Genomic DNA, 12,538 nt, shown 5'->3' with positions numbered 1-12,538 from the left:
AAACTTGTTTTATGCGCGGTAGAGGAGCGTTCCGTAAGCCTGCGAAGGTGGATTGAGAAGTCTGCTGGAGGTATCGGAAGTGCGAATGCTGACATGAGTAACGATAATGCGGGTGAAAAGCCCGCACGCCGAAAGCCCAAGGTTTCCTTGCGCAACGTTAATCGACGCAGGGTTAGTCGGTCCCTAAGGCGAGGGCGAAAGCCGTAGTCGATGGGAAGCAGGTTAATATTCCTGCACCTCGCGTGAGTGCGATGGAGGGACGGAGAAGGTTAGGTGTACCGGGCGTTGGTTGTCCCGGGGAAAGGCGGTAGGTTTGGATCTTTGGCAAATCCGGGATCCTTTAAGACCGAGCACCGAGACGAGCCTTTATGGCGAAGTCACTGATACCACGCTTCCAGGAAAAGCTCCTAAGCTTCAGCTCACGAAGACCGTACCGTAAACCGACACAGGTGGGTAGGATGAGAATTCTCAGGCGCTTGAGAGAACTCGGGTGAAGGAACTAGGCAACATGGCACCGTAACTTCGGGAGAAGGTGCACCCTTTTTGGTGGCTCATGCGAGCTATAGCTGAAGAGGGTCGCAGAAACCAGGCCGCTGCGACTGTTTATCAAAAACACAGCACTCTGCAAACACGAAAGTGGACGTATAGGGTGTGACGCCTGCCCGGTGCTGGAAGGTTAATTGATGGGGTCAGCCGCAAGGCGAAGCTCTTGATCGAAGCCCCAGTAAACGGCGGCCGTAACTATAACGGTCCTAAGGTAGCGAAATTCCTTGTCGGGTAAGTTCCGACCTGCACGAATGGCGTAACGACAGCGGCGCTGTCTCCACCCGAGACTCAGTGAAATTGAAATCGCTGTGAAGATGCAGCGTTCCCGTGGCAAGACGGAAAGACCCCGTGAACCTTTACTATAGCTTTACACTGAACGTTGAGTTCGTCTGTGTAGGATAGGTGGGAGGCTATGAAACTGTGGCGCTAGCTGCAGGGGAGCCATCCTTGAAATACCACCCTGTCGTGCTTGACGTTCTAACCTAGATCCGTTATCCGGATCAGGGACCGTGTATGGTGGGTAGTTTGACTGGGGCGGTCTCCTCCTAAAGAGTAACGGAGGAGCACGAAGGTACGCTCAGCGCGGTCGGACATCGCGCACTGTGTGCAAAGGCATAAGCGTGCTTGACTGCAAGATCGACGGATCAAGCAGGTACGAAAGTAGGTCTTAGTGATCCGGTGGTTCTGTATGGAAGGGCCATCGCTCAACGGATAAAAGGTACTCCGGGGATAACAGGCTGATACCGCCCAAGAGTTCATATCGACGGCGGTGTTTGGCACCTCGATGTCGGCTCATCACATCCTGGGGCTGTAGTCGGTCCCAAGGGTATGGCTGTTCGCCATTTAAAGTGGTACGCGAGCTGGGTTCAGAACGTCGTGAGACAGTTCGGTCCCTATCTGCCATGGGCGTTGGAAGTTTGAGAGGGGCTGCTCCTAGTACGAGAGGACCGGAGTGGACGAACCTCTGGTGTTCCGGTTGTCACGCCAGTGGCATTGCCGGGTAGCTATGTTCGGAAGCGATAACCGCTGAAAGCATCTAAGCGGGAAGCGCGCCTCAAGATGAGACTTCCCGGGGCACAAGCCCCCTAAAGGAACCATGTAGACTACGTGGTTGATAGGTCAGGTGTGTAAGTACAGCAATGTATTGAGCTAACTGATACTAATGATCCGTGCGGCTTGACCATATAACCTCAAGTTGCCTTGGTCCCAACGAACGTTGGTAGATCATCAAACGCAAGCTACGTCACAAGTTACCTATGCGAGACGAGCGCTATAAGCGCTGCTCCAACCGTCTCCCTGGTGAAATTAGCGCTGTGGAACCACCCGATCCCATCCCGAACTCGGAAGTGAAACGCAGCTGCGCCGATGGTAGTGTGGCTCAAGCCATGCGAGAGTAGGTCATCGCCAGGGGCTTTACCCCAAACCCTCAGTCCTCAAGGACTGGGGGTTTGTTTTTGTGCGAAATTCAACCGCGAAACGCCGCAGCCCAAGCCGATGGTCCGAATCTCACCGCGGTACGTGGACGCGCTAGGTGCATCTCTTGGCACCTCGCCACTGTGATCGGGGGGGCTCATCGACATGTAACGCAGTACCTGACGCGTCGGTTTACGCAGGTCACTGACGTGGTCCAACGTTGAGCTTCTTGCTCAACTCTGGCCCCGGNCGCCACTGTGATCGGGGGGGCTCATCGACATGTAACGCAGTACCTGACGCGTCGGTTTACGCAGGTCACTGACGTGGTCCAACGTTGAGCTTCTTGCTCAACTCTGGCCCCGGGGGGCTCGTTGGATCGGGACTTGCCTGGCAAGGCACCTCAAAAAACGGCAAATAGAGCACGCCAGCAGGTGGATTGTTTTTGCCCGGCGGATCTCCATCTTGGATCTTGCCGGTGCATGGCCGGTGTTGCTGGATGTCCGCATGCCAGAGTTGCCCGAAGTCGAAACTACCGTACGTGGTCTGGCGCCGCATCTGGTCGGGCAACGTATTCATGGCGTGATCCTGCGTCGTCCGGATTTACGCTGGCCCATTGCCGAGCAGATCGAACGCTTGCTGCCTGGCGCCACTATCACGCAGGTGCGTCGACGCGCGAAGTATCTGCTGTTGGATACCGATGCCGGTGGCAGTGCAGTGCTGCATCTTGGGATGTCGGGCAGCCTGCGCGTATTGCCGGGCGATACCTTGCCGCGTGCGCACGATCACGTGGATATCAGCCTGCAGAATGGGCGTGTCCTGCGCTTCAACGATCCGCGCCGGTTCGGATGCTTGCTATGGCAGCCGGATATGCAAGTGCATGAATTGCTTGCGACCCTGGGTCCGGAGCCATTATCCGCTGCATTTACTGGAGATTATCTGCATGCGCTGTCGCGCGGACGTCGTGCAGCCGTCAAGACCTTTCTGATGGATCAGGCTGTGGTGGTCGGTGTCGGCAATATCTACGCGGCTGAAAGCCTGTATCGCGCGGGAATCAGCCCTTTGCGCGAAGCCGGAAAGGTTTCGCTGGACCGGTATCGCGGGCTGGCCGCTGCAGTCAAAGAGATACTCGGCTACGCCATCCAGCGCGGAGGCACTACGCTGCGGGACTTTATCAGCCCGGATGGTGCACCCGGTTATTTCGAGCAGGAATTGACTGTCTATGGACGTGAGGGCGAGCCCTGCAAACAGTGCGGGCGACTGCTGAAGCACGCCACCATTGGACAACGAGCAACGGTGTGGTGCGGGAGTTGCCAGCGATAAGCGGTAGCGCGTGTTGGCTGAAACGGTAGGCCGGGCCATGGCAGCTTCAGTTCGAGCCTTGTGCGCTACGCGCGCCGGACAATGCAGCGCTGTACGAGGCAGCAAGCTGCATCCATCGCTTCAATCAATCCGAGAGCACCAACAAACGACTATGCAGCTGCCAGGCGGGCGCGGCCGGTGCTCAGGCCCGCACTCTTGTACTACCCGTACACTCCGGTTCTGAGCGCCGGTCCACACCCATCCGACACCTGGTCACTACGTTTGCTGGTGGCTCCGAGTTGGAGACTGCATGTCTTACAGAACTGGTGGCCATGTGCCAGAGCGCCGGGCCTCAGACGACTAAACGACCGCAGACCGGCCGGCACATTCACTCTGCAACAAGCACGCATGCGGCTGTGGGATGGTGCTGGCGTTTCCAGCGTGCGCGGCTAGTGTCCTGGCGGGGACGGCGCGACAATCACAGGTCTCACGCCCGGAGTGCCACATGCTCACAACGCCGCACCGCTTCGATTCCCTGTGGATTGCCTTGGCGTTGACGCTGCTGCCCTGCAACCTGGCGCAGGCAGATATGCCAGGGCAGAAGGATGCGGCATCCGTAGAACGCATTCGCCTGAGCAACGAGGTGTTGGAACTGAGCCTGACGCCGGCATTCGGCGGGCGCGTGCTGTCCTTCAACCTGCGTGGCCAACCCAATGTGTTGAACGTGGGAGCCGCCGTGGAGCGGCAACCCACACCGGCGGTGTCCGCCGCCGCTGGCGATGTGCCGTATCTGGGCCACGATGTCTGGGTGGGACCGCAGAGCCAGTGGTGGCTGCATCAGCAGGTCAATCCGCAGCGCAAGGCCGCCGCTGCGGTGTGGCCGCCGGACCCGTATCTGTCGTTGGCAACTACCCGCGTGGTCACGCAGGGACCACGCCAGGCGAGCCTGCAGGGCGTGCCCAGCCCGGTGACGGGCAAGCACGTCGAGGTCTCCAGGACACGCGCGGATACCGTGGAACTGTGGGCCACGGCGCGCAATATCCGCAAAGAGGCGATCGCCTGGGACCTGTGGTTCAACACGCGGGTGGCAGCGAGTACGCGGGTCCTTGTGCCGGTGGCGAACAGGACCGATGTGCGTGTGCAGCCACCCAGCGAGGCGGGTACGACGGCGCCGACCTTCTCGCACCACGCAGGCGTCCTTGCACTGCGCGCCGACGCACGGGACGACAGCCTGATCCAACGCGGCAAGCTGTTGCTGCAGCCATCGGCAGGCTGGATGGCCGGGTTTGCGGGGAAGCAGGTTCTGGTGATTCGCTTTGCGCATCAGCCGTTGGCGGCGATTCATCCAGAGCAGGGTCAGGTGGAGTTGTATCTGGATGCGCCGCCAGAGCATCCGGAACAGGGCTTGCTGGAAATGGAAGTGCACGCGCCGTATCGCCAGCTGGCGCCAGGCGCACAGATGCAGGCGCGGGAGCAGTGGACGGTGTTGCCGTACGCCGGGCCCGATCAGGAGCAGGCGCAGCGGCAGTTCCTGTGCAGCAAGGCCGAGGAGCTGAACCTGGACCAAGCCTGCGCGGCTGCATCCCGGTGATCTTGCATCCCGCATGCGCGTCCACGCCGGGCTGTGGCTATGATGTCGCCATTCCTTAGCTCAGACCGATGCGCATGCAACGACGTCACTTCTTGAAGAATGCCGCTGCCGCCCTGGCCGCGCTTGGTTTACCGGCGGTGCCGCAGTGGGCATTGGCAGCCAAGGCCGTGGGACTGCGTCGGCTCGGTCAGCCGCAACCGTTCGACTACGCCTGGCTCAAGGGGCAGGCGCGTGCGTTGGCTGCCACGCCGTACAAGAGCCACAAGCAGGTGCTGCCCGGCCCGCTGGAGGCACTGAACTGGGATCAGTATCAATCGATCCGCTACCGCCAGGACCACGCGTTGTGGGCAGATGGCAATGGCAAGTTCCAGGCGAAGTTCTTCCACCTAGGCCTGTATTTCCATACACCGGTACACATCTACGACATCGTCGACGGCAAGGCGCAGCAACTGGCTTACGACCCGGCTGCGTTCGATTACGGCAGCAGTGGGCTGGGCGGCAAGCAGTTGCCTAAGGATCTGGGTTTTGCCGGCTTCCGCCTCAACACGCGCAAGGACACCGACCGAGACTTTGCGGCATTTCTGGGCGCGAGCTATTTCCGCGCGGTGGGCAAGGAAGGCCAGTACGGACAGTCGGCACGCGGGCTGGCGATCGATACCGGCACCGGTGGACCGGAAGAATTTCCGGACTTCATCGCCTATTACCTGGAACAACCGGCCGACGATTCGGACACCGTGGTGGTGTATGGCCTGCTGGATTCGCCCAGCGTTGCCGGCGCCTACCGCTTTGCCATCACCAATGGCGATGTGCTGGTGATGGATATCGACAGCGCGTTGTACCCGCGCAAGGCCATCGAGCGACTGGGCATCGGCCCGTGCACCAGCATGTACCAGGTCGGCGAAAACGATCGCCGCATGGACTGGGACTGGCGGCCGGAGATCCACGACACCGACGGCCTGGCGATGTGGACCGGTGGCGGTGAATGGATCTGGCGGCCGCTGTGCAATCCGCCGCAGCTGCGTTTCAACATGTTTATGGATGAGAACCCGCGCGGCTTCGGGCTGCTGCAGCGCGATCGCAACTTCGACCACTACCAGGACGACGGCGTGTTCTACGAGAAGCGCCCGTGCCTGTGGGTGGAGCCCAAGCGTGGTTGGGGCAAGGGCTCGGTACAACTGGTCGAGATCCCGACCGTGGACGAGACCTTCGACAATATCGTGGCGTTTTGGAATCCGCAGGCCAAACCGCAGCCGGGGCAGGAGCTGTTGATGGGCTACCGGCTGCACTGGGGCGCGCAGCCGCCGGCCAGTTCGCCACTGGCGCATTGCGTGGCCACCCGCACCGGGCTGGGGGGTATCGTCGGGCAGAAGCGCAGCCACTTCTCATGGCGGTTTGCGGTGGATTTCGCCGGAGGCGAGCTGCCGGCCCTGGTCAATGAGGCGAAGACCAAGGTCGAAGCGATGATCCAGGTGTCGCGCGGCACCACCGAAATCGTTTCGGCACGCCCGTTGCACGAGCTCAAGGGCTACCGGGCGATGTTCGACCTGGTGCCGCCGGACGAGGGCACCCAGCAGATCGACATCCGCCTGTACCTGCGCGCCAACGGCAAGCCGTTGACCGAAACCTGGCTCTATCAGTGGACACCGCCACCGGCGAGTGAGCGCAAGCTTTACTGAGTTTGCAAGGCGGGTATGCGGAACGTGTGTGCTGCCGTTCCGCGCGGGTGCTGCAGTCTTCGATCGTCGCGGTGATGCGTTGAGTTGTGGCGCGTTGCCAGGGTATTACGCGGTAGGCATTGGCTATCTGCGGGTATGAGGAGTGATATCCGAACGCCGGCGGTGTCGTGAGCACTGTTCGATGGCACTCTGTTGGCAGCGGCGACGCAGGACGTCTGGGACAATAGGGCGATCGATGCGCGCTGCGCCTGGCGCGCGGTGTGCCTTGCGCATGGCAGCCAAGGATGGGCGTTCGGACAACAAAGCGATCAAGCAATGCCGCACTGCAGGAGTGCTCAGGGGCGTGAGTGCGAGTCGTGTGCTACGTTGCGGATGCACCACAGGGCGCTCCAGAGCCGGGGTAACCTGATGAGTCGGCCGAGCTGGCACTGCGGCCCACCGTAGGCGGCACGTCATCGTGGTGCGCGGCATGACGACCGCGGCGATGCCACATCGCGGCTGTGGGGACTGACTTCGATACGCCGCGCCTGCCAGGATGACCGCAGTCGGTTGGTCGACGCGCTCAGGCCAGCGTCGTGCCGTTGATCAGTTGCAGGCGCGTACGCGGCCGTGCGCAGGACAACTCCACGCGGAAGCAGGTGCCGTTCTTGCCGCTGGTGATGCGCAGCTCACCCTGGTGCGCCTGTGCGATCTGCGCGGCCATATGCAGTCCCAGATCCACGCCCGGTACCGCGCGGCCGCCGCTGTGCACGTGCGTGGAGGCATGCAGCACATCCAGCCGGCGTGGATCGATGCCGTCGAGATTGCAGACCTCAAGCCGTAGACGACCCTGCTCGGTGACCGCCACCGCCTTGATCAGCGAACTCTGCTGGCCCTGTACCACTGCGTTGATCATCATGCTGCCGAACATCTGCGCCAGCCGCACCGCATCGCCGTGCACCGGCTCGTCGATGGCCACATGCGTGGACAGCACCTGATTGGGGTAGGCGGCGCGGGTTTCGTCCACCACTTGCGAGAGCGCGTCGGACAGGTCGCTGCCATTGCCGTAGTCCAGCTGCAGCCAGTCGCGCTCGATACCGCGGGCGAAATCGCAGGCGAAGTCGATCAGCTCTTCCATGCGCTGCAAGCTGCGCTGCATCGAACGAATGGCGCCGCCCTGGCGCTGGTTGATCGGGTCGATGGCGAGCATGTCCACCACAGCGTGCATGGACTGCAGCGGATTGCGCAGGTCGTGCCCCAGGATGCCGATGAATTCTTCGCGCAGCCGTGCCGAGGCGCCGGCGCGACCGAGCTCGCTACGGGCACGCTGCGATTCCTGCGCACTCTCCTCGGCGCGTTGCTCGGCCTGGATCTGCGCCGCCAGCAGCTGCGCCAGCAGCTCGACCTTCTCCACCAGCTGCCGGTCCATGAGCCGCGGCAGCGGATCCAGCGCGCACAAGGTGCCGAACACGCTGCCATCGTTGAAGCGGATCGGCACCGAGACGTAGCTTTCGAAGCCGTACAGCCGCGGCGAAGGATGGTCGCGGTAGACCGGGTCGTCCGAAGCGTGGCCGAACCAGACCGCGTTGCCCCTGACCCGCACGCTGTCGCAGAACGTGGTGGCCAGCGGCAGTTCGTCGCCAGGCACCAGACCGAAGGCCAGTTCGTCGCGCACCTGGCAGGTGATCCAGCGCGCCTCGGTCACGCGCGCGACCGCGGCAAAGCCCATGCCGGTCAGACGAGTGAGGATGTTCAGGACATCGGGGACCGAAGAGAGTCGGCCAACGCGCGCGATGTCGGCGCGGAGCTCAGCGGGAAGCGGACCCATACATTGCCTCCCGAGAAGTGGATGGTCACCAGTTTACAGGACAGCAGTCGGGCCTGGTTGGGCATCCGGTTGATGCCATACAGGTATCACGATACGCCTGTCGGCCGACGTCGGCGATGCGGCCGCACCCGCATGCCCGCGAAGATCTAGCGATGCCGATGAACCATATAGTTGGGAATGCGACGTCGCGGCGGCCGTAAGCGTTCCTGATCGGCGTCGCCCTGCGCCTGCTCGGCGCGGCAGCTGGCCGATGAGGCGACAACCTAGCTGCCTGCAGCCGGCAACGGCAGGGCGATCTGCAACGGGTCGATGCGGCCTTCGCCACGCATGATCTTCTTGAACTCGGCGCGGCTGACCGAGACGTAGCGCTCGTTGCCGCCGATCTCCACCTGCGGGCCATCCTGTACGGCATGGCCGTGCGCATCCACGCGGACGGTCATGGTCGCCTTGCTGCCGCTGTGGCAGATGGTCTTGATCTCTTCCAGTTCGTCGGCCCAGGCCAGCAGGAACTGGCTGCCTTCGAACAGCTCGCCGCGGAAATCCGTGCGCAGGCCGTAGCAGAGCACCGGAATGCGCAGCCGGTCGACCACCTCGCTCAATTGCCAGACCTGTGCGCGGCCAAGGAATTGCGCTTCGTCCACCAGCACGCAATGCAGCGGCCCGTCGGCAGCGATGTCGCGTTCGACCAACTGTTGCAATTGGGTGCTGCGGTCGAACGTGCGCCCGTCCGCCCGCAGGCCGATCCGCGAGGCGACCACGCCGCTGCCGGCGCGGTGATCGAGCTTGGGCGTGAGGATCAGCGTGCGCATGCCGCGCTCGCGGTAGTTGTGCGCCGACTGCAGCAAGGTGGTGGTCTTGCCGGCATTCATCGCCGAATAGTAGAAGTAGAGCTTGGCCATGGCGCGATTTTAGCGGGCCGGGCGGGCGGATGCGGAAGCCCGCTGCTGTCTGGCATGGCCGGCCGATGCTGCACCAGAACCGCGCCGCCGCGTTCTGCGAACGCGCTGCGGCAACCCTGGCGCTTCCCGGCGCCACATGAACCCGCTGCGCCGGCCAGCCGTTGCCCGCCCCGGTACAATGGCGCGCTCTGTCGGAAGCCTCTATGCACGGTCTCAATCCCCCGCAAAGCGCCGCGGTGCTGCACTGCGAAGGTCCCTTGTTGGTGCTGGCCGGTGCCGGCAGCGGCAAGACGCGCGTGATCGTGGAGAAGATCGCGCACCTGATCGCCACCGGGCGCTACCCGGCCAAGCGCATCGCCGCGATCACCTTTACCAACAAATCGGCCAAGGAAATGCGCGAGCGTGTGGCCAAGCGCATCCGCGGCGACGGCGCCGACGGCCTGACCATCTGCACCTTCCACGCGCTGGGCCTGAAGTTCCTGCAGATCGAGCATGCCGCGGCCGGCCTGAAGCGCGGGTTTTCGATCTTCGATTCGGACGATGCCGCCGCGCAGATCAAGGACCTGATGCATGGCGCCAAGCCCGATGCGATCGAAGACGCCAAGAACCTGATCTCGCGCGCCAAGAACGCCGGGCAGTCGCCGGAGCAGGCGATGGCCGCGGCACGCAGCAACCGCGAGAAAGAAGCCGCCAGTCTGTACGAGCGCTACCAGGCGCGGCTGACCACCTTCAATGCGGTGGACTTCGACGATCTGATCCGCCTGCCGGTGCAGATCCTGGAAGCCAACGAAGAGATCGTGATGGGCTGGCGCGAACGCATCGGCTACCTGCTGGTGGACGAATGCCAGGACACCAACGATGCGCAATACCGGCTGCTGAAAATGCTGGCCGGCCCGCGCGGCAACTTCACCTGCGTGGGCGACGACGACCAGAGCATCTACGCCTGGCGCGGCGCCAACCCGGAAAACCTGCAGCAGATGGGGCGCGATTATCCGGCGCTGGAAATCATCAAGCTGGAGCAGAATTACCGCTGCTCCAACCGCGTGCTGCGCGCGGCCAACGCCTTGATCGCGCATAACCCGCACGAGCATCTGAAAACGCTGTGGAGCGACCAGGCCGACGGCGAACGCATCCGCGTGTGGGAGTGCCGCGACAGCGAGCACGAGGCGGAAAAGGTAGCCGCCGAAATTTCGTTCCTGGGCACCGCCAAGCAGGTGCCGTGGAGCGATTTCTGCATCCTGTTCCGCGGCAATTTCCAGTCGCGGCCGCTGGAAAAGGCGCTGCAGTTGTTGCGGGTGCCGTATCACCTGACCGGCGGCACGGCGTTTCTGGAGCGGCAGGAGGTCAAGGATCTGCTGTCGTGGCTGCGCCTGATCGTCAACCCGGACGATGACGCTGCCTTCCTGCGTGCGGTGCAGTCGCCCAAGCGCGAAGTGGGTGCGACCTCGTTGGCGCGACTGGCGGAGCTTGCCAGCGGCAAGTCGGTGCCGATGTCGCGTGCGGCAGAGTCGATGGGCGCATTGCAGCAGCTGCCGCCGCGTGCGGCCAATGGCCTGAGCGCGTTCACCGACATCCTGCGCGAGATGCGCCAGCACTCCACCAGCATGCCGGCGGGCGAACTGGTACGCATGCTGGCCGACAAGTCCGGCATGCTCAACGACCTGCGCAACCAGTCCAAGGACGAAACCGGTTTCCAGCGCCGCAAGCGCAACCTGGACGAATTGGCCGAGTGGTTCGAAGGTGGGCCGCGCGGCGCCAGCGCCAGCGATCTGGCTGCGCAGCTGGCGCTGTTGTCGCGCAACGACAAGGACGATGGCGGCAACCAGGTGCGCATGATGACCATGCATGCGTCCAAGGGCCTGGAATTCCGCTATGTGTTCATCGTGGGCTGCGAAGACGGTGTGCTGCCGCACGAAGTCAGCCTGGAAGAAGGCAATCTGCAGGAAGAGCGCCGCCTGTTGTACGTGGGCATCACCCGCGCCAAGCAGCAGTTGTGGATGAGCTACAGCAAGCTGACGCGCAAGTTCGGCGAGCATGTGCGGTTGAAGCCGAGCCGGTTCTTCGATGAGATTCCGGCAGCGGAGCTGCAGCGCGATGGCGCCGACCCGGTGGCCGATGCCGAGCGCAAGAAGGAACGCGCCAGCGCGGGGTTGGCGGCGATCCAGGCATTGTTCGATTGAGGTCGACTGAGCCGCGCGGGCAGCTTTGTGCCACGTGCATCAAGAGGTGAGCCTGGCAGGCGAGACGGCGATGGGCGTCAGCCGGAGGCACTGCTGGTGAGTGCGTGGCACACATCGGCGGCGAATCGCGCCTGACACTTCGCCTCCCGGGCCGGCTGCCCCGCGCGGTACGCGTGCGCAAGGGTGGAGCGCATCGTGGACGTACCGGCCGTGATGTGCTGGCGGTCAGGCGTGCATCGATGCCCAGTCTTGCCGCTCGACGTGCGCACGACGCGCTGAGGCACGCGACCTGCAACAGACGCGGGATAGCCTGGCATGCATGCCAGGCATGATCGCTCGCACCGTCGCTGGAACGGCGCAAGGCTGGAGCGCTGCTGGCCAGTCAAGCGAGCCGGCAACGTGCCGGTGGCCGGCAAGACGCACCGGTGGTGCACGCCGGTTGCACCACCCAACCGGAGTGACATCGCCAACCGTGCGCGTAATGCAGCGTGGCCATGCGTGCTGTCGTCAGGCTTGCCAGTGCCACTGCCGCGCGGCAATCTGAGATTCCCGCCAACGGAGTGCACCGTGACCGTCATCCTCGAAACCGCACGCGTGCGCTTGCGTCTGCTCGATCCCGAGCACGATGCCGAGGCGATGCTGGCGCTGGTCAACGATCCTGCGTTCATTGCCGGCATCAACGACCGCGGTATCCGCACCCGCGCGCAGGCACGCGAGCATGTGCGCGAATGGGCGCAGGCGCATCAGCAACAACACGGCTTCGCGCACTGGGCGCTGGAAACGCGCGAGGCAAGCACCTTCATGGGCACCTTGGGCCTGTTGTGCCGCGAGACCTTGCCGGTGCCGCATATCGGCTTTGCGCTGTTGCCCGCGTATCGCGGCAAGGGCTATGTGACCGAAGCCGGGCGTGCGGTGCTGGAGCATGCACGCCAGGTACTGGGATTGACGCAAGTGTGCGCGATCGTCTCGCCAGGCAATGCGGAGTCGATCCGCGCACTGGAGGCGCTGGGGCTGCGCTACGACAGCCTGCGGATGCTGAGTCCCGGCACCGAGGCCGCGGCGTACTACACGATCGACCTCGGCCCTGGTGGCGTGGACAGCTGAGCGGCGCTGCGTCACCCTGCCGG

At 63.2% G+C, this 12,538-nt stretch carries 7 protein-coding genes, 2 rRNA genes and 1 other RNA gene (1 of these 10 cut by a window edge); 8 read left to right on the top strand and 2 right to left on the bottom strand.

Annotated elements, in window-relative coordinates:
* The 6 genes from XCSCFBP4642_RS0120730 to XCSCFBP4642_RS0120710 form a co-directional block, all read left to right on the top strand.
* Positions 1 to 1,730 (top strand): 23S ribosomal RNA (locus tag XCSCFBP4642_RS0120730); it begins 1,151 nt to the left of the window's first position.
* A gap of 111 nt (positions 1,731 to 1,841) precedes the next feature.
* Positions 1,842 to 1,956 (top strand): 5S ribosomal RNA (gene rrf, locus XCSCFBP4642_RS0120725).
* Positions 1,957 to 2,463: 507 nt separating this feature from the next.
* A complete protein-coding gene (gene mutM, locus XCSCFBP4642_RS0120720) occupies positions 2,464 to 3,279 on the top strand; it encodes a bifunctional DNA-formamidopyrimidine glycosylase/DNA-(apurinic or apyrimidinic site) lyase (RefSeq protein WP_033899487.1) in 816 nt (271 codons plus the stop codon).
* Positions 3,280 to 3,474: 195 nt separating this feature from the next.
* Positions 3,475 to 3,552: non-coding RNA, sX9 sRNA (locus XCSCFBP4642_RS27745), on the top strand.
* 211 nt (positions 3,553 to 3,763) lie between these two features.
* Complete coding sequence (locus XCSCFBP4642_RS0120715) at positions 3,764 to 4,849, top strand: DUF4380 domain-containing protein (RefSeq protein WP_029221457.1); 1,086 nt, start codon at positions 3,764 to 3,766, stop codon at positions 4,847 to 4,849.
* 74 nt (positions 4,850 to 4,923) lie between these two features.
* Complete coding sequence (locus XCSCFBP4642_RS0120710) at positions 4,924 to 6,525, top strand: OpgD/OpgG family glucan biosynthesis protein (protein WP_029221456.1); 1,602 nt, start codon at positions 4,924 to 4,926, stop codon at positions 6,523 to 6,525.
* Between the two features lie 562 nt (positions 6,526 to 7,087).
* On the opposite strand, the gene XCSCFBP4642_RS0120705 is transcribed toward XCSCFBP4642_RS0120710, so the two are convergent.
* Both XCSCFBP4642_RS0120705 and XCSCFBP4642_RS0120700 read right to left on the bottom strand, forming a co-directional pair.
* Positions 7,088 to 8,332: a GAF domain-containing sensor histidine kinase gene (locus XCSCFBP4642_RS0120705; protein ID WP_029221455.1), complete on the bottom strand. Its 1,245-nt coding sequence runs from the start codon at positions 8,330 to 8,332 to the stop codon at positions 7,088 to 7,090.
* Between the two features lie 263 nt (positions 8,333 to 8,595).
* The gene (locus XCSCFBP4642_RS0120700; protein WP_029221454.1) at positions 8,596 to 9,231 is read right to left on the bottom strand and encodes a thymidine kinase; all 636 of its coding nucleotides are present in this window, start codon (positions 9,229 to 9,231) and stop codon (positions 8,596 to 8,598) included.
* A gap of 203 nt (positions 9,232 to 9,434) precedes the next feature.
* Between XCSCFBP4642_RS0120700 and rep the strand changes: the two genes are divergently transcribed.
* Positions 9,435 to 11,411 carry a DNA helicase Rep gene (gene rep / locus XCSCFBP4642_RS0120695; RefSeq protein WP_029221453.1) on the top strand — a complete coding sequence of 659 codons (1,977 nt, stop codon included), beginning with the start codon at positions 9,435 to 9,437 and terminating at the stop codon, positions 11,409 to 11,411.
* A 567-nt stretch (positions 11,412 to 11,978) separates the two neighbouring features.
* On the top strand, positions 11,979 to 12,515 hold the full coding sequence (locus tag XCSCFBP4642_RS0120690) for a GNAT family N-acetyltransferase (protein WP_029221452.1): 537 nt from the start codon (positions 11,979 to 11,981) through the stop codon (positions 12,513 to 12,515).
* Positions 12,516 to 12,538: the final 23 nt, after the last annotated feature.

The sequence above is a fragment of the Xanthomonas cassavae CFBP 4642 genome, assembly GCF_000454545.1.
Lineage (GTDB): Bacteria > Pseudomonadota > Gammaproteobacteria > Xanthomonadales > Xanthomonadaceae > Xanthomonas > Xanthomonas cassavae.
The sequence above is the reverse complement of the archived record's forward strand: the minus strand, read 5'-3'. Positions and strand labels throughout refer to the sequence as shown.

Coding starts and splice junctions, on each gene's coding strand:
- XCSCFBP4642_RS0120715 (WP_029221457.1), top strand. CDS start 3,764: ATGCTCACAACGCCGCACCGCTTCGATTCCCTGTGGATTGCCTTGGCG.
- rep (WP_029221453.1), top strand. CDS start 9,435: ATGCACGGTCTCAATCCCCCGCAAAGCGCCGCGGTGCTGCACTGCGAA.
- XCSCFBP4642_RS0120700 (WP_029221454.1), bottom strand. CDS start 9,231: ATGGCCAAGCTCTACTTCTACTATTCGGCGATGAATGCCGGCAAGACC.
- XCSCFBP4642_RS0120705 (WP_029221455.1), bottom strand. CDS start 8,332: ATGGGTCCGCTTCCCGCTGAGCTCCGCGCCGACATCGCGCGCGTTGGC.
- XCSCFBP4642_RS0120710 (WP_029221456.1), top strand. CDS start 4,924: ATGCAACGACGTCACTTCTTGAAGAATGCCGCTGCCGCCCTGGCCGCG.
- mutM (WP_033899487.1), top strand. CDS start 2,464: ATGCCAGAGTTGCCCGAAGTCGAAACTACCGTACGTGGTCTGGCGCCG.